This is a genomic window from Jiangella sp. DSM 45060 (assembly GCF_900105175.1).
Taxonomy (GTDB): Bacteria; Actinomycetota; Actinomycetes; order Jiangellales; family Jiangellaceae; genus Jiangella.
Genome location: NZ_LT629771.1, coordinates 2,772,848 through 2,795,221, shown reverse-complemented (window position 1 = coordinate 2,795,221; position 22,374 = coordinate 2,772,848). Strand labels below are relative to the sequence as shown.

The 22,374-nt window shown below is 72.9% G+C and carries 20 protein-coding genes; 6 read left to right on the top strand and 14 right to left on the bottom strand.

What is annotated here, in order from left to right; all coding sequences use genetic code 11:
* From ngcE to BLU82_RS12585, 3 genes are read right to left on the bottom strand one after another with little or no spacing between them, the layout of a single operon-like run.
* Nucleotides 1–1,476, bottom strand: coding sequence for an N-acetylglucosamine/diacetylchitobiose ABC transporter substrate-binding protein (gene ngcE / locus BLU82_RS12595; protein ID WP_092620485.1), 1,476 nt, complete (start codon nt 1,474–1,476; stop codon nt 1–3).
* Between the two features lie 46 nt (nt 1,477–1,522).
* Nucleotides 1,523–2,278, bottom strand: coding sequence for a sugar isomerase domain-containing protein (locus tag BLU82_RS12590; protein WP_092620481.1), 756 nt, complete (start codon nt 2,276–2,278; stop codon nt 1,523–1,525).
* On the bottom strand, nt 2,275–3,162 hold the full coding sequence (locus BLU82_RS12585) for a MurR/RpiR family transcriptional regulator (RefSeq protein ID WP_083289001.1): 888 nt from the start codon (nt 3,160–3,162) through the stop codon (nt 2,275–2,277). The genes BLU82_RS12590 and BLU82_RS12585 overlap by 4 nt, the downstream gene beginning before the upstream one ends.
* A gap of 229 nt (nt 3,163–3,391) precedes the next feature.
* Here BLU82_RS12585 and BLU82_RS12580 point away from each other — a divergent pair, with 229 nt between their 5' ends.
* A complete protein-coding gene (locus BLU82_RS12580; protein ID WP_092620478.1) occupies nt 3,392–4,375 on the top strand; it encodes an N-acetylglucosamine kinase in 984 nt (327 codons plus the stop codon).
* A 477-nt stretch (nt 4,376–4,852) separates the two neighbouring features.
* On the opposite strand, the gene BLU82_RS12575 is transcribed toward BLU82_RS12580, so the two are convergent.
* The 3 genes from BLU82_RS12575 to BLU82_RS12565 all read right to left on the bottom strand — a co-directional run bounded on the left by BLU82_RS12575 (nt 4,853) and on the right by BLU82_RS12565 (nt 10,457).
* Nucleotides 4,853–5,158 (bottom strand): transcriptional regulator, encoded by a 306-nt coding sequence (locus tag BLU82_RS12575; protein WP_092620475.1) that lies wholly within the window; start codon nt 5,156–5,158, stop codon nt 4,853–4,855.
* Nucleotides 5,155–5,652: a hypothetical protein gene (locus BLU82_RS12570; protein WP_092620471.1), complete on the bottom strand. Its 498-nt coding sequence runs from the start codon at nt 5,650–5,652 to the stop codon at nt 5,155–5,157. Before BLU82_RS12570 ends, BLU82_RS12575 begins: the two co-directional genes overlap by 4 nt.
* A gap of 365 nt (nt 5,653–6,017) precedes the next feature.
* Nucleotides 6,018–10,457 carry a S8 family serine peptidase gene (locus BLU82_RS12565; protein WP_092620468.1) on the bottom strand — a complete coding sequence of 1,480 codons (4,440 nt, stop codon included), beginning with the start codon at nt 10,455–10,457 and terminating at the stop codon, nt 6,018–6,020.
* A gap of 197 nt (nt 10,458–10,654) precedes the next feature.
* Here BLU82_RS12565 and BLU82_RS12560 point away from each other — a divergent pair, with 197 nt between their 5' ends.
* Both BLU82_RS12560 and BLU82_RS12555 read left to right on the top strand, forming a co-directional pair.
* Nucleotides 10,655–11,488 carry a TrmB family transcriptional regulator gene (locus BLU82_RS12560; RefSeq protein WP_157740857.1) on the top strand — a complete coding sequence of 278 codons (834 nt, stop codon included), beginning with the start codon at nt 10,655–10,657 and terminating at the stop codon, nt 11,486–11,488.
* Nucleotides 11,478–12,020 carry a winged helix-turn-helix domain-containing protein gene (locus BLU82_RS12555; protein ID WP_092620462.1) on the top strand — a complete coding sequence of 181 codons (543 nt, stop codon included), beginning with the start codon at nt 11,478–11,480 and terminating at the stop codon, nt 12,018–12,020. Before BLU82_RS12560 ends, BLU82_RS12555 begins: the two co-directional genes overlap by 11 nt.
* 213 nt (nt 12,021–12,233) lie before the next feature.
* Here the strand turns inward: BLU82_RS12555 and glyA are convergent, their stop codons facing one another.
* Both glyA and BLU82_RS12545 read right to left on the bottom strand, forming a co-directional pair.
* Nucleotides 12,234–13,511 carry a serine hydroxymethyltransferase gene (gene glyA, locus BLU82_RS12550; RefSeq protein WP_092620459.1) on the bottom strand — a complete coding sequence of 426 codons (1,278 nt, stop codon included), beginning with the start codon at nt 13,509–13,511 and terminating at the stop codon, nt 12,234–12,236.
* Nucleotides 13,512–13,643: 132 nt separating this feature from the next.
* Nucleotides 13,644–14,345: a GNAT family N-acetyltransferase gene (locus tag BLU82_RS12545; protein WP_092620456.1), complete on the bottom strand. Its 702-nt coding sequence runs from the start codon at nt 14,343–14,345 to the stop codon at nt 13,644–13,646.
* A gap of 30 nt (nt 14,346–14,375) precedes the next feature.
* Here BLU82_RS12545 and BLU82_RS12540 point away from each other — a divergent pair, with 30 nt between their 5' ends.
* Nucleotides 14,376–15,158, top strand: coding sequence for a glycerophosphodiester phosphodiesterase family protein (locus tag BLU82_RS12540; protein WP_092620453.1), 783 nt, complete (start codon nt 14,376–14,378; stop codon nt 15,156–15,158).
* On the opposite strand, the gene BLU82_RS12535 is transcribed toward BLU82_RS12540, so the two are convergent.
* Both BLU82_RS12535 and BLU82_RS12530 read right to left on the bottom strand, forming a co-directional pair.
* Nucleotides 15,159–15,491, bottom strand: a complete 333-nt coding sequence (locus BLU82_RS12535; RefSeq protein ID WP_092620450.1) for an SHOCT domain-containing protein — start codon at nt 15,489–15,491, stop codon at nt 15,159–15,161.
* A 7-nt stretch (nt 15,492–15,498) separates the two neighbouring features.
* Complete coding sequence (locus BLU82_RS12530) at nt 15,499–15,993, bottom strand: peptide deformylase (RefSeq protein WP_092620447.1); 495 nt, start codon at nt 15,991–15,993, stop codon at nt 15,499–15,501.
* Nucleotides 15,994–16,077: 84 nt separating this feature from the next.
* Here BLU82_RS12530 and BLU82_RS12525 point away from each other — a divergent pair, with 84 nt between their 5' ends.
* Together BLU82_RS12525 and BLU82_RS12520 are read left to right on the top strand one after the other, a co-directional pair.
* Nucleotides 16,078–17,475, top strand: coding sequence for an MFS transporter (locus tag BLU82_RS12525; protein WP_092620444.1), 1,398 nt, complete (start codon nt 16,078–16,080; stop codon nt 17,473–17,475).
* Between the two features lie 167 nt (nt 17,476–17,642).
* Nucleotides 17,643–18,032, top strand: a complete 390-nt coding sequence (locus BLU82_RS12520) for an RNA polymerase-binding protein RbpA (protein ID WP_092620441.1) — start codon at nt 17,643–17,645, stop codon at nt 18,030–18,032.
* Nucleotides 18,033–18,171: 139 nt separating this feature from the next.
* Here the strand turns inward: BLU82_RS12520 and BLU82_RS12515 are convergent, their stop codons facing one another.
* From BLU82_RS12515 to BLU82_RS12500, 4 genes are all read right to left on the bottom strand, one after another.
* Nucleotides 18,172–18,699 (bottom strand): FxsA family protein, encoded by a 528-nt coding sequence (locus BLU82_RS12515; protein WP_092620438.1) that lies wholly within the window; start codon nt 18,697–18,699, stop codon nt 18,172–18,174.
* Nucleotides 18,696–19,439, bottom strand: a complete 744-nt coding sequence (locus tag BLU82_RS12510) for a polyprenol monophosphomannose synthase (protein WP_231947780.1) — start codon at nt 19,437–19,439, stop codon at nt 18,696–18,698. The genes BLU82_RS12515 and BLU82_RS12510 overlap by 4 nt, the downstream gene beginning before the upstream one ends.
* A complete protein-coding gene (gene lnt / locus BLU82_RS12505) occupies nt 19,436–20,935 on the bottom strand; it encodes an apolipoprotein N-acyltransferase (RefSeq protein WP_092620435.1) in 1,500 nt (499 codons plus the stop codon). The genes BLU82_RS12510 and lnt overlap by 4 nt, the downstream gene beginning before the upstream one ends.
* 647 nt (nt 20,936–21,582) lie before the next feature.
* Nucleotides 21,583–22,338, bottom strand: coding sequence for an SRPBCC family protein (locus tag BLU82_RS12500; RefSeq protein ID WP_092620433.1), 756 nt, complete (start codon nt 22,336–22,338; stop codon nt 21,583–21,585).
* Nucleotides 22,339–22,374: the final 36 nt, after the last annotated feature.

The following is a 22,374-nucleotide window of genomic DNA, read 5'->3' as shown; positions in this document are numbered from 1 at the left end:
CTACGACTCGCGAGTCTGCTTGACGATGGAGTCGTCGTCGCGGATCGACGCCGTGACCGCCTCGTTCTGCTCCACCCACTGGTCGACGGTGATCTCGGCCCGCAGCAGCGCGGCCGTGTTCTGGTCGATGCCGGGGTTCTCCATCGTCGGGTACCAGCTCGGGTAGAACCAGTTGACGACGTTGTCGCCGGCGGCCTGCAGCGCGGCCTGCGCCGACGCCAGCCCGGGCGCGTCGATCTGCACGCCGTCCGACGCCCCCGCCACCGACGTGAGGCTGGTGACCCGCTCGCTGAAGCCGCGGGCGCCCTCCATCGACAGCATGACGCGCATGTACTCCATCGCGCCCAGCGGGTTCTTCGCGTCGGCGGGGATGATGTATGGCTCGCCGGCGGTGGCCCGGACGGTCTCGAGCGGCATGACGGAATCGGGCGAGAGCAGCGGGTCGGGCATCATCGCCAGCTCGAACGTCGGGTTCTCGGCGATGGCGTCGGCCTCCTCGTTCTCCAGCCAGGAGCCCGACGGGCAGAACACCGCCTGGCCGCGCGCCCACAGGCCCTGCGCGTCGCGGAACTCCATGCCCTCGACGCCGGGGAGGAAGTAGCTGTTCTCGGCCAGCTGGCGGATGGCGGCGGCCGACTCCTTGACCGCCTCGTGGCCCCAGGCGCCCTCTTCGAGGTTGTCGATGGCGATGAGGATCTCCGGACCGGCCAGCTTGGCGGCCATCGACAGCAGCGGCCAGTTCATGTACCGCGGCGCCGTGACGCCCTGGTACACCCACGGCGCGATGCCGGTGGCGGCGATGTCGGCGCAGACGTCCATCATCTCCTGCCACGTCGTCGGCACCGGCCAGCCGTTCTCGTCCATGAGCGTCTTGTTGAACCAGGTGCCGAACACCGTGAACGCGTAGTTCAGGACGTACGGGGTGCCGTTGAACGTGCCGGCCTCGATGGTGCCGGGCAGCAGGCTGTCGCGCACCGTCACGTTCGGGTCGTCCCAGCTGGGCGCGTCGAACAGCGGCGTGAGGTCGTACAGCAGGCCGTCGGAGACCAGCGTCGCGGTGTCCATCTGGCCGTCGCCGGAGTTGTTGACGAAGTCCGGCGGGTCGCCGGCGACGAAGCGCGGCTGCAGTTCGGCGCCGATGTCGACGGCGGCGTTGTGCTCGATGGTGACGTCGGGCCAGCGCTCGCTGAACATCGGCTCGTGCAGCTCGGTGGCGTAGGCGTCGCCGAAGCCGCCGTCGAAGATGTAGATCTGCAGGGGCTGGTCGGTCGGGATGCCGAGCGGGTTGTCCTCGGACACGTCGCCCGTCGGGGCCTGCGACGCGTTGTCGTCATCGTCGTCGCCGCCGCCCGTCGCGCAGGAGGCGAGGAAGGCGGCGCCCGGCCCGAGGGCCACGCCGGTGAGTGCGACGCGTTGCAGGAAGGTCCGGCGGTCCGTTCCGGCCGCCGCAGGGGTGCGTTCGATGCTGCTGGACATCGTGAAACCTCTCCTGGACTTGATGGTGTGTGGGTCCGGCGATCCCTCAGCCACCACGACGAATCCGGCCCGAGTACCGCTGCAGCAGGCCGTCGTTGTGGACGTCTCCTCCTGGGACGTTGGCGGAGAGATAGACGGGCGGGGTGTCGCCGGCCTCGAGGAGCCGGCGGACCACCTCCGCCGTGAGCAACTGCGCGAGGAGTGCCGCAGTGATGGACGAGACGGCGCAGACGGCGCCGCCTCCCGGCAGCGGCAGTACGGCGTCGCCGAACGGCCCGCCGTTGTCGAGGACGACGTCGGCGAGGTCGGTGAGCTTCCGCCCCGACGGGTGCCGCGACTCCACGTGCGCGCCGTGTTCCAGGGATGCGATGGCGATGACGGGGTGCCCGTTCTCACGGGCGACCTGCGCCATCCCGACGATGCTACCGTTGATGCCCGAGTTCGAGGCGATGACGAACACATCCTGTGCCTCGATCGGGGCCAGGTCGTAGAGCCGCTGGGCCAGCGACGGGTCGCGTTCGGTGCGCGGGTCGAGGATCTTCTCGGGCGCCTCACCGCCGTACATCACCAGATCGGACAGCGCGATCCGGTTGGTGGGGATGAGCCCTCCGGCGCGCCCCGCGATCTCCATCGCCGTCGCCTGCGAATGCCCGGTGCCGAACGCCTGCACCACTCCGCCGGCGCGCACCGCCGCGGCGACGATGTCCGCCGCGCGGTGCACCCCGTCGAGCTGCGTCGTCGAGACGTTGTCGACGATCTCGTTGAGCCGGGCCAGGTAGGCGGCCGCGCTGACGTCGTTCACCGCTGCTCCTTCTTCAGTGCTCGGGCCGTCTCGGGGCTGACCGCGCGGTGCGCGCTGACCGCCTGTGCGGTCAGGTTCAGGGCGACGCCCGTCGTCTCGTACCGCCGCTGCGCGACCGCCACGTAGATCAGGTCGAGCACGATCAGCTGCGGGTGCCGGGCCGCCAGGGCGTCGGGCCGGAACGTCGTCTCGTGGATGGCCGTCGTCAGCACGATGTCGGCGACCTCGGCGAGCGCGGAGTTGCGGTAGCTCGTCAGCGCGACGGTGGTGGCGCCGCGGCTGCCCGCCGCCGACAGCATCTCGACCGTCTCGTAGGTGGCGCCCGAGTGCGACACCGCGATGGCGACGTCGCTCGGGCCCAGCAGGGCGGCGCTGGTCAGGCCGACGTGGACGTCGCTCCACGACCACGTCGGGATGCCGATGCGGTGCAGGCAGAGCTGCATCTCGCCCGCGACCAGCGCGCTGCCGCCGATGCCGTACACCTCGACGCGGCCGGCGTCCGCGATGGCGTCGGCGGCCTTCTCGACCTCGGTGAGGTCCAGCTGGGCGGCGGTCTCCTGGATCGCCCGCAGGTCGGCGGTGGTGATGAGGTCGAGCATCTCCTGGAGGGAGTCCGTCGGCAGGATCTCCCGCCCGATGTCGACCTCCCAGCCGGCGACGGCGGACGAGCGGCCGGTCTCCTCGGCCATCGCCAGCCGCAGGTCGGCGTAGCCGGGCAGGCCCAGCGCGCGGCAGAACCGCGTCACCGTCGCCGCCGACGTCCCACTCCGCTCGGCCGTCTCCAGGATCGTCGCCCTCGCGACGACGGCGGGCGCGGACAGGACCTGCTCACCCACCCGCTGCAACGCGGCGGGCAGGTCGGGCAGTGCGGCCCGGATCCGCATCAGCACGGAATCGGCGGGCGACCCGGCCTCGGGCACTTCCGCGGTGGGTAGTGTCCCTTCCGCCACACGACCTCCCGGCGTGGTAGTCAGTTTCGTCTGCGACCCTCAGAGCCGTAGTGGTGAGAATTCTTTCTACCCATGGCCGGATGTCAAGGGTTTGGCGAGAGTTTTCGGAAGCGTGACCCAGCTGCAGCCTGGGCGAGACCGGGCGGAAAGGATTCTTGTGGCGATGACGGAGGCCAGCGGCGGGCCGCTCGCACTCGGCCTGGACATCGGCGGCACGTCCACCCGGGCGGTCGTCATCGACCGTGCCGGGCGCCGGCTCGGGACCGGCCGTGCCGACGGCGCCAACCTCACGTCGCACGCGCGGGACAAGGCGCTGGACGCCGTGTCGGCGGCCGTCTCGGCGGCCCTGGCGACGGTGTCCCCGGCATCCGTCCGGGCGGCGGTCATCGCGTCGGCGGGTGACAACAATCTGAACCGGCCCGAGGTTGCCTCTGCCCTGGCCTCGCGATGGGCCGCGGCCGGCCTGACCTGCCCCTACGAGGTGGTTGCCGACGCCGTGGCCGCCTTCGTCGCGGGGACGCCGTCGCCGGACGGGACCCTGGTGCTGTCCGGGACGGGGTCGCTGGCAGCCCGGTTCACGGACCGGCGGCCGGCGCAGATCATCGACGCGCACGGCTGGCTGCTCGGCGACCTCGGGTCCGGGTTCTTCCTCGGGCGGTCGGCGGTGCAGGTGGCGTTGGCCGCGCTGGACCGGCACACCCGGCCCGGCCCGCTGGGACTGGCCGTCCTGCAGACCCTGACCGGTGCGACGGACTTCGACCCGGCGTCGCGGCAGGTCGTGTCCGATCTCGTCCTGGCGGTGCACGCCAAGCCGCCGGTCGCCCTGGCCGCGCTGGCGCCACTGGTGACCGCCCACGCCGGCGTCGACCCCGAGGCCGACCGTCTCATCGCCGCGGCCGCCGCGACCCTGCTCGACCAGACCTCGATGGTCCGCACGGCCGGCGACGCGACGCCGATCGTGCTGGCCGGATCGCTGCTGACCACCGACACGCCCTTGGCCCGGCTGGTCCGCTCCGGCCTCGCCGCCACCTGGCCCTCGGCCGCCGTCGGGGTCGCGCTGGACGGTGCCGCCGGTGCCGCTTGGCTCGCCGCCCGCTCCCTCGACGCCGCCGGGGCCGAGCGCCTGCACGCGGCGCTGTTCGGCTGACGCCGCGGCCGGTGCTGCCTGGCTCGCCGCCCGCTCCCTCGACGCCGCCGAGGCCGAGCGCCTGCACGCGGCGCCCTTCGGCTGACGCCGCGGCGGGGCGTTCACGCTGGCCGAGCGTTCACCCCGGCCGAGCGTTTGCCCGGGCCGAGCGTTCGCGCTGGTCGAGCGCTCGCGCTGGCCGACGGCCTCGTGCTCGACGCACGCCGGCCGCGCGGGTTCCCAACTCGCCGCGCACCCCGGCCGGGCGGCGCTGGTGTGCCACGCCAGGTCGCGTGCAGGGCCGCAGCGGCGCCACACCGTGCGGTGCGCTGTGCGAGTGGCCCCCGCGGCTCACGGCCGTTCGTGCGCGACGCCGGCTCGTATCGTGCGCCACGCCGGGCGGCGTGCGCCACGCGAATGGGCCCCTCTGCTCACCGTTGGCGCGCGGGGCCACGGGGCGGACAAGGCCACGCGTGGCGCCCGAATCTCCGCGCGTCGCTACGGGCCGACGATCGCGCGTAGGGCCGCCTGGTGCGCCCGGAACGCCGCGCGTCCCTGCCGGGTCAGCGCCAGCCAGACCCGCTGCCTGGTGTCGCGGACCGCCTTGCGCTGCTCGACGTAGCCGGCCTCCATGAGGACCGTGACGTGCTTGCTCAGCACCGACGCCGACACGCCCAGTTGCTCCTGCACCACGCCGAACTCGGCCTCGCCGGCGACATCGAGAAGAGCGCAGATGCGCAGCCGGTTGGGCGCGTGGATCGTGGCGTTGAAGCCACTCAGCGGGTCGGCGGCGTTGGTGCTCACGACGCCTTCCCGTGCAGGCGCACGAACCAGAGATGGAAGCCGACGGACAGGGCGACCCCCACCGCGACGGCGCCGAACAGCCAGAGCGGCTGCCTGGTGTCGCGGAACGCGTACGCGGCGCCGACGACCACCAGCGGCAGGCCGGCTGCCGCCGTGACGGTGGCCCACTTCGGCAGGACGTCCAGCCGCAGCGCCACTCCGGTCTTGGCCCGCCAGTTCCTGGCCGCGACGGCGAAGAGCGCCACGAACACCACCTCGGTGGCGAGCATCGTGACCAGCCACGCCCACCGCGGCATCAGCCAGTCGGGCTCGGCCAGCATGCCCCCGAGGGCGATCGGCAGCACGACGAACATCGCCGTGATCGCCACGACGAACCACACCGGCCACGGCGTGGCCGACAACGCCGCCACCGACGTCCTCACCTCGTCGGCGTCGGCCAGTGCGGCGCGCGCCTGCTCCGGCGTCGGCTGGGACGCGTGCTCGTTGGTTTCCATGGTGGAAACTCTAGCCCCTGAGTTTCCGATCTGGCAACTGTAGAGTTTCTTGCCCGGAAAGAGTCCGTCGGGGTCCGGCATCGGGGCGCTGCGGGACCATCGGAGTGGCGTTCCGGCTGGCTCGCCGACGCGCCGCCACGACCCGACCCGCGCCACCGACCCGCGTCACCGACTGCCAACTGGCCTGAGTCAGTGAGGGGCGTCGGTGACGCGAGTCGGGTCGGAGAGGTGGACGTCAGCGGGCGGGCATCAGCGCAGCGGGCGTTGGTGAGGCGGGGCGGCTCGGTGAGGTGGGCGTCTGCACAGCGGGCGTCGGTGCGGTGGGCCCGTCAGTGGTGGGTCGGCGCACTGACGGGCCCGGCGGGCTACGGTTCGCAGGCGAGCTCGATGTCCACCACCGACGGTCCCGAGGTGGGCGGCCGGACCCGGCGGATGTCGGTCGCGTAGCCGTCGGCCGTGGTGGTGAGGGTCAGCGGCATCTCGGCGCGGTCGATCCAGCGCAGGAACCGGCCGTCGCGGTCGGTGCGGAGCGTGACGTCGGTGCTGCGGCCGTCCACGAGCACGCCGGCTCCCGGGACCGGTGCAGCGTCGCCGTCCGCCGCCGAGTCACCGTCCGCCGCCCCGTCGTCGCCGCAGGCAGGTGCGGTAACGGTGCCGACGACGGCGCCCCAGCGGCGAGGTACGTCGACCGTCAGGGAGACGTCGACCGGGGCGACCGCGTACGGCGTGTCCTCGCGGATCCAGACCCCGCCCGAGTACGTCCCCGGCTGCGCGACGTCGGCGGCGACGCGGAGGGTGACCTGCGTCGACTCGCCCGGCGCCAACGTCGCGGCGCCGCCGTCGACCGTCAGCCAGGGCACGTCGGCCGGACGGCAGTCGCCGTAGGTGGGGAGCTGGTCGACCGTGGTGACCGGGAAGAAACCGGTGCGGTCGCTGCCGCCGACGCGGTTGAGGCCGCACGTGCTGCCACTGCGGTACAGCACGTGCGCCGGCGCCGGCAGGTCGAGCCATGCGTCGGTCTCGGGGTCGTAGGCCCAGCTCTCGTTCGTGATGGCGCTGCCGTCGTAGCCGCCGGCCACGATCAGCTCGTCGGACGCGCCGGTGTAGGCCATCCCCCAGCGCGCCGCCGGCAGGTCGGCGACCCGCGTCCAGGTGTCGGTGGCGGGATCGTAGGCGTAGGTGTGGTCGCTGATGCTTCTGTCGCGCTGGATGCCGCCGGTGCAGTAGACCCGGCCGTCGATGCCGGCGCAGGCCTGCCGCGACGTCGTGATCGGGTACGGCGCCAGCGTCGCCCACGTGTCGGTCGACGGGTCGTAGCGGTAGACGGAGTCGCGTCCGCAGTTGTTGTCGCAGCCGCCGACGACGTACAGCTGGTCGTCGAGCACGGCCCGCCCCGCGCCGTAGACCGGCATCGGCGCGTTGGCCCGGACGGTCCACTGGTCGGTGTGCGGGTCGTAGGCCCAGGTGTCGCTCTTGGGTCGTTGGTCGCTCCACCGTCCGCCGGTGACGTAGAACAGGTCGCCGATGACCGCGCCCATGGGCGCTTCACGCGCCTCCGGCAGGTCGGCGATGGGTTCCCAGCGCAGCGTGGCGGGGTCGTACGACCAGCCGGCGCTCACCCAGTCGAGGACGCCGCTGCCACCGATGCCGCCGACCGAGAACAGCCGGCCGTTGAGCTCGCCGACCGCGTTGTCGAGAACGGGGATCGGGTAAGCCGCGAGGTCGGTCCACGGCCCGTCGCCGGAGGACGGGACAGCGGCCGGCGACCGGTCGGCCTGGCCGTCGGTGGCCGGGTCGTAGCCGAGCGGTGACGCCTCGCCCTCGACCCGCAGGATCGGCGCGCCCGGCGCGGCGGCGATCTCGGCCCGGCCGGCGGTGCTGCCGTCGGGCCGCAGGATGGTGGTGTCGCCCTGCCGCTCGGTGAGCTGGACGGCGACCGGCGCGGTGCCGGTGTTGGTCAGCGTGACGGTGTGGTCGTCCGCGCCGCCCAGCTCGAGGGAGGTCTCGATGCCCCCGGACACCTCCAGCCGTCCGGCCGCCAGCGCGATGTCATGCCGGGTCACTCCCCCGGCGGCGATGTCGACGACCGCCTCGCCGTCGGCGTACCGGCCCAGACCCGCCGTGAGCCGCGGCGACGCACCGGCGGCGAACAGCGCGTAGAAGCCATCGGCCAGTGCCGGGTCGCCGCTGGTCGCGACCGACCGGACCGGGTCGAGCGGCGCCGCGGCGTCAGCGACCTGAGCTCCGGTCAGCGGTGCGCCGGTGTTCGCGTCGGTGACGGCGCCGACGACGAGGCCGCCGTCGACCGGGACGCACTCGCGGCTGCCCACATAGACGTCGTCGAGCTGCCAGGAGTACGAGCTGTAGCGGGCGTTGTGGTAGTGGAACCGCACCTGGACGGCGGCCTGACCGGCGGCCTGCGGGATCGGGACGACCTTCTCGGCGCCGTCGCGTTCGTCGACGCGGGTCTGCTGCAGCACCGTCTGCCAGCTGGCGCCGCCGTCGATGCTGACGTCGACGTCGGCGATGTCGCCGAGCTGGATCAGCGCCTGCCGGAACCCGATGGCCGGCGCGGGGTCGTCGCTGAGGTCGTACACCGGCGTCGTCAGCGTGGTGTCGATGTAGAGGCCCAGGCCAGGGCTCTGCACGCTGGCCGACGCTTCGCTGCCGCCGGTGAGGTTGCCCTTGTCGTAGGGGTCGTCGAAGGCCCACACCTCGCCAGAACCGTTGCCGTCGGTGACGGTCCAGCCGTCGGGCAGGCCGTGGTCGAAGTCGGCGCCGCCGCCGGTGTAGGCGTACGCGTAGCCGGGGGTGGTGCACCGGTCGGCCACCCGGGCCAGGGCGACGTCGGCGGTGACGTCGTCGGCGGCGGTCACGGTGCTGGTGGCCGGCTGATAGCCGGGGTACTCGGACGTGACGGACAGCGTGTAGGACGCGCCCACCGGGACCTCGATGGCATAGCGGCCGTCGTCGGGCGAGGTGTAGACGGTGCCGCCGGGCATGCCGTCGACCGTGACCCGCGCGTACAGCGGCCAGCCCTGCCCGGAGCCGTCGGTGACGCGGCCGCTGACCGTGACGGTGTCTTGCCGGTCCAGCGCGAGGTCGAGGGTGGCGGTCTCGTTCTCGGCGACGTGCACCGACTCCGTGCGCGGCACGTAGCCGAACGACGACGCCGTGACCTCGTAGTCGCCGACCCGCAGCGGAACCGTGTAGGCGCCGTCGTCGCCGGTGGTCCGTTCCCGTTCGACTGGCCCGGTGACGGTGATGAGCGCGCCCGGCACGGCGTCTCCGGTGCCGGCGTCGGTGACCGTCGTGACCAGCGTTCCGGTCTCACCGACGGGGGCGGAATCGAGCAGCGCGAGGGCGTCGAGGCGGCCCTCGCCGAACACGTTGTTGTCGGCGTCGGAGCCGCCGCACTCGTCGGCCGGGGTGTCGCGGGCGGTGCCGTCGAGGAGGTCGATGGTGGTCTCGACGTCGCCGACGAGCGCGGGCGCCGCCGACCACGCCAGCGCGATGGCCCCGGCGACGTGCGGCGCCGCCATGGACGTGCCGTCGGCGTCGACGTAGCCGTCGCCCGGCCACGCGGACCGGACGTCGACACCGGGCGCGGACAGGTTCGGCTTGATCTCGCCGTCCTGGCCGGTGCCGCGGCCGGAGAACCCGGCGATGGCGTCGGTGACGTCGTAGGCGCCGACTGAGTAGTTGACGGTGCGGCTGCCCGGCGAGCTGGACGTCAGGCAGCGCGGGCCGAGGTTGCCGTTGGCCCAGACGGCGAAGATGCCCGACGCCGCCCAGGCGCGGCTGATGTCTTCCATGAACGGGTCGGTGGACGGGAGTTCGCTGCCCCACGAGTTGTTGACGACGTGCGGCCGGCGGCCGGCGTCGGGGTGTTCGCCGTGCGGGTCGGTCGGCTCCAGCAGCCACTGGCCGGACGCGATGAGCGCTTCGTCGGTGCAGCAGCCGTTGGTGGCGATCCAGCGTGCTCCCGGCGCGACCCCGATGGCGCTGCCGCCCGTGTCGTCGCCTGCCATCGTGCCCATGGTGTGGGTGCCGTGCCCGTGGTCGTCGCACGGCGCGCCGTCGCACACCCCCCGCGCGTCGAACCAGTTGTAGGCGTGGTCGAAGCTGCCGTCGGGCTGGGCGCCTCGGTACTGCCCCACCAGGGACGGGTGGTCGTACTGCACGCCGGAGTCGATGCTGGCGACGGTGATGCCCTGGCCGGTGGCGCCGTACTGGTCCCAGACGTCGTCGGCGTTGATGTTCGCGATGCCCCACTCGACGGCGGCCGCGGTGGCGCGCGCCTGCGCCGCAGGCGTGGTGGCGGGGTCGGGCAGCTCGTAGGCGCGGGCCGGGTGCAGGGAGTCGACCTCGGGCTGCGCGGCCAGCTCGGCGGCCAGGCTCGCGGTGCCGTCGGGGATGCGGATGGCGTTCGTGGCCCAGAACGCCTCGTACTCCACCCCTTCCGCGTCGAGCCGGGCACGGACGTCGGCCTGGCTGCTCTCGGCGGTCTGCCGCAGCGCCTGCGCGACCGCGGCGCCACGCTCGGCCCAGCCGGTGACGGCGGCCGCCTCGGTGAGGTCGGCCGCGTCGTCGAACCGGACCCACAGCTCGGCGGTGTCGGCGGCGTCCAGCTGGCGGCGCAACCGCGGCTCGATGGTCGCGGGCTCGTCGTCGGCCGGTGCGGCCGCGACCGCGCGTGGCGCCGGGCTCGCAGCTGCCGCCGTCGCCGCCGGGGCAGGGAGGAACGCGGCCGCGAGCGCCAGCGCACCCGCCACGCTCATTCCGAGCCGCACCTGCTTGCTCATCGCTCTGACCTCCTACGACGCCCGTTGTTGGAACCGACCTTACGAACGGAAAGGGGCGCTTTCGGGGTCACGATCGGGGCAGTTCGCGGGCAATCGGAGAATGTCGTCCACAACTTGTACAACGTGTTTGACGCGATGGGTCACGCGGGGTAACCATTGGCGCAATCCCGGCACGCCCGACACCCCCGGAGGCGCGTGTGAACACCGAATCGCTCCTAGAGGAGCTGGGCCTCACCAAGACCGAGGCTCGCATCTACCTGTGCCTGCTCGAACAGTCACCGCTGGCCGCAGGCACCATTGCCGACCTCACCGGCACGTCGCGCAGCAGCGTGTACCTCATCCTGCGCTCGCTGGTCGACAAGGGGCTGGTCGACGCCGGCGCCGGGTACAGCAGCCGGTTCCAGCCGGCCGCGCCCGACGTCGCGTTCGGCGGCCTGCTCGAACGCGGGCGGGAGGAGCAACGCGAGCGAGAACGGCACGTCGAGTCGGCGCTGCCCGACCTCATGCGCAGGTTCGAGGCCAACGCGGGCGGCGACGGCGAGCTGGTCGAGATCCTGCGCACGCCGAAACTGGTCGGCGACCGGTTCGACCGGCTGCACGCGTCGTCGCAGCAGTCCATCGACATCGTGGTGCGCCGGCCGGTCCAGCTCGGCGGCAGCAACCAGCCCGAGCTCGACGCGCTCTCCCGCGGCGTCCGGGCGCGGGCCGTCTACGACCACGGGCTCATGCGACATCCGTCCGTCGCCGACAACATCGGTGCGTGGATCGAGGCCGGCGAGGAGGCCCGCGTCTTCCACGGCGACCTGCCGATGAAGTTCGCGGTGTTCGACGGTCACACCGTGCTGATGCCGCTGTTCGCACCTGGCGTCGGCGGGGTCGTCGCGCTGATCGTGCGCAGCCGCGAGCTGTGCGGGGCGCTCAGCCTGCTGTTCGACACGCTGTGGACGGCATCGATGCCCATCGATCCCGACATGTTCCGGCACCACCACGACCACGAGCCCGTCACCGCGGACGGCAGCCATGCGCACTGAACCGGCACCGGTCGTCGTGTGCATCACCAGTTCCCCGGACGAGCGGGCCCGCATCGCCGGGCAGTTCGAGGGCACCGGCATCCTCGTGCTCGCGCCCGACGCCGGCGTGGCGGGCACCTTCCTGCGCCGCCTCGCCGGAGCCGGACCCGAGGTCACCGTTCCGGCTCACCTCGCCGGCTCGCCCCCGACCGGCGACGACGTGGTCCGGGTCGGCTCGCTGACCCTCGACGTCACCCGGCACGAGGCGACGTGGCGCGGGAACGGCCTCCCGCTGACGCCGTACGAGTTCAAGGTGCTGAGCTGCCTCGCCGGGCGGCCAGGGCAGGTGTGGACGTACGAGCAGCTGCACGAGCGCGCCTGGGGCGGCACGTACTTCGCAGGGCCGGCGGCGGTGCAGTCGGTGATCAAGCGATTACGCGGCAAACTACGGGCGGCCGGCGCGTCGGTGACGATCCGGGCGACGCGTGGGGTCGGGTTCCGGCTGGACGGTGGCCCGGAGTTGGCGTTGGTGCGGTCGGCGGCTCAGCGCTGAGTCGGCGGCTGGTGGTGCGGCGGCTGGTGGTGCGGCGGCTGGTGGTGCGGCGGCTGGTGGTGCGGCGGCTGGTGGTGCGGCGGCTGGTGGTGCGGCGGCGGCGCATGGAAACGGGCGGCCGCCCCGCGAAGGAGCGGCCGCCCGAGCGTCCAAGACGAGCCGGAAGAGACCAGCCGGAAGAGACCAGCGGGAGCAGGCCCGGCCGGAGGAGGCTCAGCCGTCCAGGCCGGGGGTCGGGAAGCGGCCGGTCAGCTCGGTGACCTCGCCGCGGACCCGCGCCACCACGCCGTCCAGGGCGTCGGCGTCGGAGCCGGCCGCCGCGGTGACGACCTCGTCGAGCCAGCGGCCGACCTCGCGCATCTCCGCCTCCCCCATGCCGCGGCTGGTCAGGGCGGGGGTGCCGATGCGCAGGCCGGACGGGTCGAACGGCTTGCGGGGGTCGTACGGGACGGTGTTGTAGTTGGTCTCCAGGCCGGCGAGGTCGAGCGCCTTGGCGGCGGGCTTGCCGGCCACGCCCTTGGAGGTGAGGTCGATGAGGATCAGATGGTTGTCCGTGCCGCCGGAGACAAGGTCGAAGCCGCGGGCCAGCAGCTCGTCGGCGAGGGTGACGGCGTTGGCGACGACCTGGTGGGCGTAGTCCTTGAACTCCGGCTGCGCCGCCTCGCCGAGCGCCACCGCGATGCCGGCTGTCGTGTGGTTGTGCGGGCCGCCCTGCAGGCCGGGGAAGACGGCCTTGTCGACGGGCTTGGCGTACTCCTCGGTGGTGAGGATCATCGCGCCGCGCGGGCCGCGCAGCGTCTTGTGCGTCGTCGTGGTGACGATGTCGGCGTGGCCGACGGGGGTCGGGTGCGCGCCGCCGACGACGAGGCCGGCGATGTGGGCGATGTCGGCGGCCAGGACGGCGCCGACCTCCTGGGCGATGGCCGCGAAGCCGGCGAAGTCGATGGTGCGCGGAATGGCGGTGCCACCGCAGAAGATCAGCTTCGGCCGCTCGGCCAGCGCCAGCTCACGCACCTGGTCGAGGTCGATGCGGCCGGTGTCGCGGCGCACGTCGTACTGGACCGGCCGGAACCAGGTGCCCGTGGCCGAGACCTTCCAGCCGTGCGTCAGGTGCCCGCCCATGGGCAGCGACATGCCCATGATGGTGTCGCCGGCCTGCGCCGTGGCGAGGTAGACGGCGAGGTTGGCGGGCGAGCCGGAGTACGGCTGGACGTTGGCGTGGTCGGCGCCGAACAGGGCCTTCGCGCGGTCGACGGCGAGGGTCTCGAGCTGGTCGATGACCTGCTGGCCCTCGTAGTAGCGGCGGCCGGCGTACCCCTCGGAGTACTTGTTGGTGAGCACGGTGCCGGTGGCCTCGAGGACCGCGGTGGACACGTAGTTCTCGGACGGGATCAGCTTCAGCGTCTGGCGCTGCCGCTCTTCCTCGGCCGTGATGAGCGCGGCCACCTCGGGGTCGGCGGACTGCAGCGCGGGGCGGGCGTTCGTGGTCATGGCGAGAGCCACGTCCTCTCGATGTCGGTGTCTCCCGGGCACCCAGGCGCGCGGTGCCACGGCCGTCCGCTCCCCGGTGGTCGGTTCCACCCGTGCCCGGTCACCCGGGCCGCTGCGCCAGTCGCGACGGCATCACTCTAACGGGTCGCCGGTCGGCCCGGGCGACGCGTGGCCGGACCAGTGCGCGACCGTCATCTCCGCCTCGACCGTCCAGCCGAGCCGCTCGTAGAGCTTGCGCCCTTCCGCCGACGCCACCAGCAGGCCGGTCCGCGCGCCGCTCTCGCGCGCCGCCGCCGTCAGCGCCCCCATGACGACGGCGCCGAGCCCGCGCCGCCGGTGTGCGGGGACGGTGAAGATGCGGTCCGCGACGGCGTCGGCGTTGCCCTCGCCGCTCAGGGCGAGGTGGCCCTTCGCCGCCAGCGCGCGGGGATCGCCGCCCGCCGCCACGACCTCGGCGACCAGGACCGGACGGCGTCCGCTCAGCCAGAGCTCGTACCCGTCGGGGGCGTCGCCGGCGGGGTGGTCGTCGAGCGGGCGCGACATCAGCCACTCGGGGGCGTGGACGGTGAGCCCGGCGGCGGCCGCGGCCGACTCCGTCCGCGCGCGGTCGGTGGTCGGGGCGACGAGCCAGCGGCTCGGCTCGCCGATCCCGGCGGCCGCCTCGGCATACCGCTCGGGGTCGTCCGTCAGCAGGATCGTGTCGGTGATGCGCTCGGGCAGCCCGATGCGGACGGTGACGACGTCGCCGTCGACATCGCTGCGGTAGTCGCGCGCCGTCACCCAGCCCGCCTGCCACCGCAGCACCGCGTCGCGCAGGTCGATGTCGTCGCTCACGTCGTCTCCCCCGGCGGTTAGCCTGGCCTCGTGGCCGGCATCCATCCGTACCTCGACCGTCCCGGCCCGCTGGCGCTGGCCCACCGCGGATTCTCCCTCAACGGCCTCGAGAACAGCATGGCGGCCTTCGCGGCGGCGGTGGAATTGGACTACGACTACATCGAGACCGACGTCCACGCGACGGCCGACGGAGTGGTGGTCGCGCTGCACGACGCGACGCTGGACCGGGTCACCGACCGCACCGGCGCCGTCGCCGAGCTCCCCTGGTCGGAGGTGCGCCGCGCACTGATCGGCGGCGTCGAACCGGTGCCGGCGCTGGAGGACGTGCTGGGCAGCTGGCCGTCGCTGCGGGTCAACATCGACGTGAAGGCGCCCGGCGCCGTGGCGCCGCTGGCCCGGGTCCTCGACCGCACGCGCGCCCACGACCGCGTCTGTGTCGCCTCCTTCTCCGACGCCCGCCGCCGGGCCGTGCTGCGCCGCCTCGCCGCCCCCGTCGCGTCGTCGGCCGGGCAGAGCCTGATCGCGGCGTTCGTCGCCGCCGCGTCGACGCCCGGCCTGCGCGGGTTCGCCGGCACCCTCCTCCGCGGCGTCGACTGCCTGCAGGTCCCGGCGACGTTCCGCGGACGGGCCGTGGTGACGCCGGCGACGGTGGCGGCCGCGCACGCCGCGGGCCGGCCGGTGCACGTGTGGACGGTGAACGAGCCGGCCGAGATGCGGCGGCTGCTCGACCTCGGCGTCGACGGGCTGATCACCGACCGCGCGGACCTGCTTCGAGACGTCCTGGAGTCGCGCAACCAATGGAAGCCGGCCTGATCAGAGCCGCCGCAGGAGCTCGGCCTTCTTGGTGGCGAACTCCTCGTCGGTGAGGATCCCGGTCTCGTGCAGCGCGCCGAGCCGGCGGATCTGCTCGATGATCCCCGCGCCGTCCGCGGCCGCCGACGTTGCGATGCGCTCGCGCAGCCGCTCGGTCAGCGCGAGCAGCCCGACGCCGCGGCCGTGGATGCCGGTGGCGAGACGCTCCACGGTCTCGTCGTCGTGCAGCACCCACTCCAGCCGCCGCAGCTCGCGGCCGCCGCCGGAGGTCAGGCGCATCAGCAGGCGGGCCGCCGCGATGTCCGGCCGCAGGTCGTCCTCGTCGCCGGTCATGGGAGGTTCAGGCGCTGAACCAGGCGCTGCGGCGGATCTCGCGCATCGCGCCGCGCCGCGTCGACGGCTCGAGGCGGTGGATGTAGACGATGCCGTCGAGGTGGTCGGTCTCGTGCTGCAGGCAGCGGGCCAGCTCGCCCTCGCCCTCGACCCGCACCGCCTCGCCGTCGGCGTCGACGCCCTCGACGGCGGCCCAGGCGGCCCGCGGCGTCGGGAACCACAGGCCGGGCACGGACAGGCAGCCCTCCTCGCCGGACTGCTCCCCCTCCGTCCCGACCAGCACCGGGTTGAACACGACGCCGCGCTGGCCCTCGAGGTCGTACGAGAACGCCCGCAGCGGCACCCCGATCTGCGGCGCCGCCACGCCTGCCCGCCCGGGCAGGTCGAGGGTGTCCAGCAGGTCCTGGGCCAGCGCACGGCTCGCCTCGCCGAACTCCGTCACCGCATCGGTCACCGTCCGCAACACCGGGTCGCCGTAGAGGCGGATCTCCCGCACCGTCACCGTCGTCGTCTCCTCATCACTCGTTCACTGCCGGGACATCGTGTCGTCTGGCCACGACCGCCCCGCACCCGATACCGTCCGCGCGTGACCCGTGCACTCGCCCCGTCCGGCCCGCTGGCCGACCCTGTCGAGCGGGCCAGGGAGCACCGAGCATGGTACTTCTACGACTGGGCGAACTCGGCCTTCGTCACCACGACGGCGACCGTCCTGTTCGGTCCGTACCTGACGGCGGTGGCCGAGACGGCGGCGTGCGGCGAGGCCGGCACCACCGACGATCCCTGCCGTGGCGACCTGTCGGTGCTCGGCATCCCGATCGCGGCCGGGTCGGTGGCCGCGTACACCGTCACGTTCGCGACGATCCTGTCCGCGCTGCTGCTGCCGGTCGTCGGCGCGATCGCCGACCGCACCGCGAAGAAGCGGCACCTGATGGCCGGGTTCGCGTGGACGGGGTCGGCGGCGGCTGCCTCGATGGTCTTCGTCGCCGGGGCGAACTGGCAGGTGGGCGCGTTCCTGCTGGTCATCGCGGCGATCTGCCTGGGGTCGTCGATGGTGGTGTACGACGCGATCCTGGTCCAGATCGCGCACGAGGACGACCGCGACCGTGTCTCGTCGCGCGGCTGGGCGTTCGGGTACCTCGGCGGCGGCCTGCTGCTGGCGCTGAATCTCGCGCTGGTGACGTTGGAGCCGTTCGGTTTGAGCCGGTCCGACACCGTCCGGATCAGTCTGCTGTCGGCGGGCCTGTGGTGGGCGTTGTGGACGATCATCCCGTACCGCGGCATCCGCGACCGGCCGCCCACGGGCGTCGTCAGGGTCGGCGGGAGCGCGACGCGGCAGGCGTTCGGCCAGCTGCGCGAGACGCTGCGGCACGCGCGCGGCTACCCGCAGACGCTGCTGTTCCTCGTCGCGTACATGCTCTACAACGACGGCGTGCAGACGGTGATCTCCGCGTCGTCGATCTACGGCAACCGGGAACTGGGGCTCGGCGAGGACGTCCTGATCGTCGCGATCCTCATCGTCCAGTTCGTCGCGTTCGGCGGCGCGCTCGCGCTGGGCCGGCTGGCCAACCGGTTCGGCGCGAAGAACGTCGTCATGTCCAGCCTGGTGCTGTGGACCGTCGTCGTCGGGGGCGCGTTCTTCCTGCCCGTCGAGCAGGTGGTGCCGTTCCTGATCCTGGCCGTGGCCATCGGATTCGTGCTCGGCGGCAGCCAGGCGCTGTCGCGGTCGCTGTTCAGCCTGCTGGTCCCGAAGGGCAAGGAGGCGGAGTACTTCAGCCTCTACCAGGCGGCTGAGCGCGGCACGAGCTGGTTCGGAACTCTGGCGTTCGGCCTGGCGTTCCAGTTGACGGACTCGTACCGGTGGTCGGTGCTGGTGCTCGTGACGTTCTTCATCGCCGGGCTGGCGCTGCTGTCACGGGTGGACCTGCGGGCCGGCATCGTGGCGGCCGGCAACCAGGTACCCCGATCGGTCGAACGTTACCGGTGAGGAACATCACGTCGCCCAGATTGCACTATCACAGGAAACCCGGAACATTACTCTCCGGCCGTCCGTTGTCATCATGTCGTTGTGATCGGGTACGACATGACCACGACGGCGAGGTAGAGAACCGACGTCTCGTCCCAGGGGCCAACCGCCCCGGAAGGGTTTCACACATGTCCGAGCGTTCCACCCTGCGCGGCTCCCGCCTCGGCGCGACGAGCTACGAGGACGAGCGCGGCGTCGAGTTCGCCGAGCGCCAGACGGTCGCCTACAGCTGCACCGCCGGCCACCGCTTCGAGATGACCTTCTCGACCGAGGCCGAGGTGCCCGCCCTGTGGGACTGCCCCCGCTGCGGTTGCGAGTCGCTGCGCGTCGCCACTGACCGGCCCGAAGAGGCGCCGGCCAAGCCTGCCCGCACCCACTGGGACATGCTCCTGGAGCGCCGTTCCATCGAGGACCTCGAGGCGCTGCTCGACGAGCGGCTCGAACTGCTGCGCTCCGGCCTCATCCCCGGCGCGGCGCACCTCGCCGACCGAGGCGCACGCCGCAAGAAGACCGCCTGACGGTCTCCCGCCCCGAGTCACTGAGCCCGCACCCGTCCCCCGTTGGTTCCGGGGGCCGGGTGCGGTTCTGTGTCCGGGGTGTGATGCGACGCGCTTGCCCGGAGGGTGGAACGCGGCTGACGGCGCACCCGCGACGCGCTCAGCGCTGGTCGTTCGGCCGGTCGGTGTCGACGACCTCGCCCTCGATGACGACGCCGTGCTGGACGCCGGGACCGCCCGGACCGCCGGAACCGTCCGGAACCCCAGGCCGCCCCAACCCGCCCATCCCCGGTCCGCGTCGCCCGGGGAACGTGCGGAACGCCGAGGCCGCCAGCCGCCGGCCGACGCCGCGTCGGATGGGCGGGACCAGCAGCACGAGGCCGATGAGGTCGGTGACGAATCCGGGGAACGTGAGCAGGACGCCGGAGAGGATGCGGGCGCCGGTGTCGGCCATGCGCGCCGACGACGCCTCGACGGATTCGGGCTCGTCCTGCGGGAAGCGGCCGTCGGCGGCGGCGGCGCGCAGTTCCTGCCAGGCACGCAGGCCCTCGATGCGCAGCAGCGCGACGCCGAGGATGCTGGTGCCGAGGAGGATGAGCAGCGCCCAGCCGAATCCGACCCAGTTGGCCACCATGACCAGCGCGATCAGCTCGATCACGCCGAGGGCGAACGGGCCGAAACGTCTCACCGCCGGCTCCCTCCGACGAGGTCACGCAGCTGCCGGGCACGGTGCACCGCGCCCCACTGAGTGACCCGTAACAACGCCTCGCGCACGATCCTGCCGTCCATCTTCGACTCTCCTTGCTCCCGCTCGACGAACGTGATGGGGACCTCGATGACCCGGAACCCGGCCCGGATGGCCCGCCACGCCATGTCGACCTGGAAGCAATAACCTTGCGACGCCACGCTGTCGATGTCCAGTTCGCGCAGGGCGGACGCCCGGTACGCGCGGTAGCCGCCGGTCGCGTCGCGCAGCCCGGTCCCGAGCGCCAGGCGGGTGTAGGTGTTGCCGATGCGCGAGATGGCCTGCCGCTTGTACGGCCAGTTGACGGTGCGCCCGCCGGGCACGTAGCGCGACCCGAGCACGAGGTCGGCGTTCTCGACGGCGTGCAGCAGCAGCGGCAGCTCCTCGGGCTGGTGCGAGCCGTCGGCGTCCATCTCGACGAGGACGTCGTAGTCGCGCGCGAGCCCCCACCCGAAGCCGGCGACGTACGCGGCGCCGAGGCCCTGCTTGCCGCCGCGGTGCAGGACGTGGACGTGGTCGTCGAGCTCGGCGAGTTCGTCGGCGAGGGCGCCGGTGCCGTCGGGCGAGGCGTCGTCGACGACGAGGACGTGGGCGCCGGGGACGGCCGCGCGGGTGCGCTCGACGGTCTTGCCGATGGTCAGGGCCTCGTTGTAGGTCGGGATGACCACCAGGACGGTCGTCACGGCACTCCTGCCTCGACGGGCGGCCGCGGCTCGTCGGCGACGGAGGCGCCGGCACGCCGTGCGCGGCGGGCGTTCACGATGACGAGCCCGGCGGCGCCCACACCGAGCGCGGTGATGATCCACTCGGGCCAGGCGCCGACGCGGGTGGCCGGCGTGAGGCCGTCGGCCAGCGGGACCTCGGTGACGATGACGTCCTGGGTGAACAGCTCCGCGCGGTCCAGGACCGACCCGTCCGGCGCCACGACGGCGCTGACGCCGGCCAGCGCCGACACCAGCACCGTGCGGCCGTGCTCGAACGCCCGCACCCGCGACTGCGCCAGCTGCTGCTCCGTCATCTCGGTGCGCCCGAAGGTGGCGTTGTTGGTCTGGACGGAGAGGAACTGGCCGCCGTCGATGACGGCGTCGCGGACGATGCCGTCGAAGGCGACCTCGAAGCAGATGACGTTGCCGATGGTGGCGTCGCCGACCTGGAAGATGCCGACGGTGTCGCCGGGCAGGTGGTCGCGCGGCTGCTGGTTGACGGCGTCTGTGATGCGCTCGGCGATGGACCGCATGGGGATGTACTCGCCGAACGGCATCGGGTGCCGCTTGACGTAGGTGTCGCCCGGGCCGGTCTCGGGGTCCCACAGGATGGAAGTGTTGCGGACGTTGCGGCCGTCGTCGGTCGGGACGATGGCGCTGATCAGCGTGGGCACGCCCACGGCGCGCACGGCGCCGTCGATGGCGCGGTAGGTGTCGGCGTCGTGGAACGGGCTGATGTCGGAGGAGTTCTCCGGCCACAGCACGACGTCGGGACGCTCGACCCGGCCGGCGTCGATGTCGTCGGCGAGCCGCTCGGTCGCCTCGACGTGGTTGCGGGTGATGGCGCGCTTCTCGTCGTTGTAGGCCAGCCCCTCGGCCGGCACGTTGCCCTGCACGATCGCGACGGTGACGGTGTCGCCGTCGGGCGTCATCGGCTGGATGAGCAGCGGCGCGACGACGATGGCGACGGCGCCCGCGGCGGCCGCGGCGCGCAGCCAGAGCCGTCGCTCGACGACGACCCAGGCGAGCAGCCCGCCGGCCAGCGCGACCGCGAACGACAGCCCGGGCGAGCCGCCCCACGAGGCCAGCCCGAGCATCGGGCTGTCGGCCTGTGAGAACGCCAGCTTGCCCCACGTGAAGCCGCCGTACGGGAGCCGCCCGCGGATGGCTTCGTCGGCGACCCACACCGCCGCGGTCCACAGCGGCCAGGCGGGCAGCCGCTGCACCAGCGTCAGGCCGAGCGCCAGCGGGATGAAGAACGCCGCCTCGAACAGGGCCAGGATGAGCCACGGGATCGGCCCGACCTCCATGCCCGTCCAGTCGAGCAGCGGCAGGAAGAACCCGGCGCCGAACAGGTAGCCCAGCACGGCGACGCGCTTCAGCGGCTGGTCGCGCACGAGCAGCGCGAACGCACCCGGGACGAGGACGGCCACGAACCAGAGGTCGTACGGCGGGAACGCGGCGATCAGGGACACGCCGAGGAGCGCGGCTCCTGCGTGTCGCCACAGGTGAGTCACGTTGTCCTGCTCCGTCCGACGTCCAGCGGCTGGCGGTGGGGCCGCGCCCGATTACGGACCGGCCCCGTCAAGTGTGCTGCCGATCGCGTGACGGTACAACGTGCGCCCCGGGCCCGAAGTGCCCGGGGTGGTGCTGGCCCAGCGTCTTGTGACGGAGGACGCAGCCCGGCTCCACCCTTCGGACCGGGCCGCGGACGCCGCTGGATGCGGCTCGCGGACCGTTGTCTACTGGGCGGGCCGGGCCCGACCTCGTCTCACCCCGTGCCGTTGCGAGCGGCGTACAGACGGGTCGTGCGAGCAAGGGCCTGGCTCACGAAGGATGCCCGGCCCCTGCGTGGCAGGAACCGCCCCTCGACCCTTCTCGCGACGCCCGCCCGGACCGCCGGTCCGAACGGTTTCGTCCGCTGGTGGACTCTCGTGACTTTGCTGGATGCATCGGCCGGGTGTCAAGCTACCGGTCGACCTGCGTAAACGTCCTTCCGCCGCTGGTCACGGGCAACTGGATACGCTGAAGTCGATCGAGAAACCTTGCGTTCTCACGGCGTGTCGTCAAGATCGAGACGGACATACCACACTACGGACGATCAACCGGCGCATGGACCCGGTCAGCGGCTGGCCCAGTAGAGCACCAGACCGACCAGCACGATGAGGACGAGCACCAGCGGCACCGCCCGCCGTGCGATCGAGCCGCCGGCGACGTCCATGATGTCCAACGGCTCCGGTTCCGCCGCTCGCGGGCCGGGCCGCGGCTCCGGCTGCGTCGCAGGCTCCTCCGCCGGTTCCGTGACCGGCTCGCCGGCCGGCTCCGTCATCGATTCCGGAGGCGTCGACGCGGCCAGGGGCTCGACTGGCTCGACGGGCTCGGCTGCCGGCTCGGCGATGGGCCCGCCCGCCGGCTCGGCCGCCGGGGACTCCGTCGCGGCGCCCAGCTTCCCCTCCAGGCACTCGACGAACTGCCCGAGCAGTTTCGTCGACACCTCCTTGATCATGCCGCGGCCCAGCTGGGCGATCTTCCCGCTGATGCGTAGGTCCGTGTCGACGCTGACGACCGTCGACGCGCCGTCCGGACGGAGCTGGGCGACGATCTGGGCGGAGGCGTTGCCGGCGCCGCGGGAGTCGCGGCCGGAGGCGCTGATGACGGCGCGGTGGGCGGCGTCGTCCTTCTCGACGAACGTGGCGGTGCCGGCGTACTCGGACACGACCGGTCCGACCTTGATCCGTACCTTGCCCTTGTACACGTCGCCGTCGCGACCGGTCAGCTGGGCGCCCGGCATGCACGGCGCGATGCCCTCGAGGTCGGTGAGGACCTCCCAGGCGCGCTCGACGGGAACGCCCACGGTGAACTCGTTGTCGATCTGCATGGATCCTCCTGTCACCGATTCACGTCTCAGCGTACG

Coding starts and splice junctions, on each gene's coding strand:
- BLU82_RS12520 (WP_092620441.1), top strand. CDS start 17,643: ATGTCCGAGCGTTCCACCCTGCGCGGCTCCCGCCTCGGCGCGACGAGC.
- BLU82_RS12565 (WP_092620468.1), bottom strand. CDS start 10,457: ATGAGCAAGCAGGTGCGGCTCGGAATGAGCGTGGCGGGTGCGCTGGCG.
- BLU82_RS12580 (WP_092620478.1), top strand. CDS start 3,392: ATGACGGAGGCCAGCGGCGGGCCGCTCGCACTCGGCCTGGACATCGGC.
- BLU82_RS12500 (WP_092620433.1), bottom strand. CDS start 22,338: ATGCAGATCGACAACGAGTTCACCGTGGGCGTTCCCGTCGAGCGCGCC.
- BLU82_RS12535 (WP_092620450.1), bottom strand. CDS start 15,491: ATGACCGGCGACGAGGACGACCTGCGGCCGGACATCGCGGCGGCCCGC.
- BLU82_RS12570 (WP_092620471.1), bottom strand. CDS start 5,652: ATGGAAACCAACGAGCACGCGTCCCAGCCGACGCCGGAGCAGGCGCGC.
- BLU82_RS12585 (WP_083289001.1), bottom strand. CDS start 3,162: ATGCGGATCCGGGCCGCACTGCCCGACCTGCCCGCCGCGTTGCAGCGG.
- glyA (WP_092620459.1), bottom strand. CDS start 13,511: ATGACCACGAACGCCCGCCCCGCGCTGCAGTCCGCCGACCCCGAGGTG.
- BLU82_RS12555 (WP_092620462.1), top strand. CDS start 11,478: ATGCGCACTGAACCGGCACCGGTCGTCGTGTGCATCACCAGTTCCCCG.
- ngcE (WP_092620485.1), bottom strand. CDS start 1,476: ATGTCCAGCAGCATCGAACGCACCCCTGCGGCGGCCGGAACGGACCGC.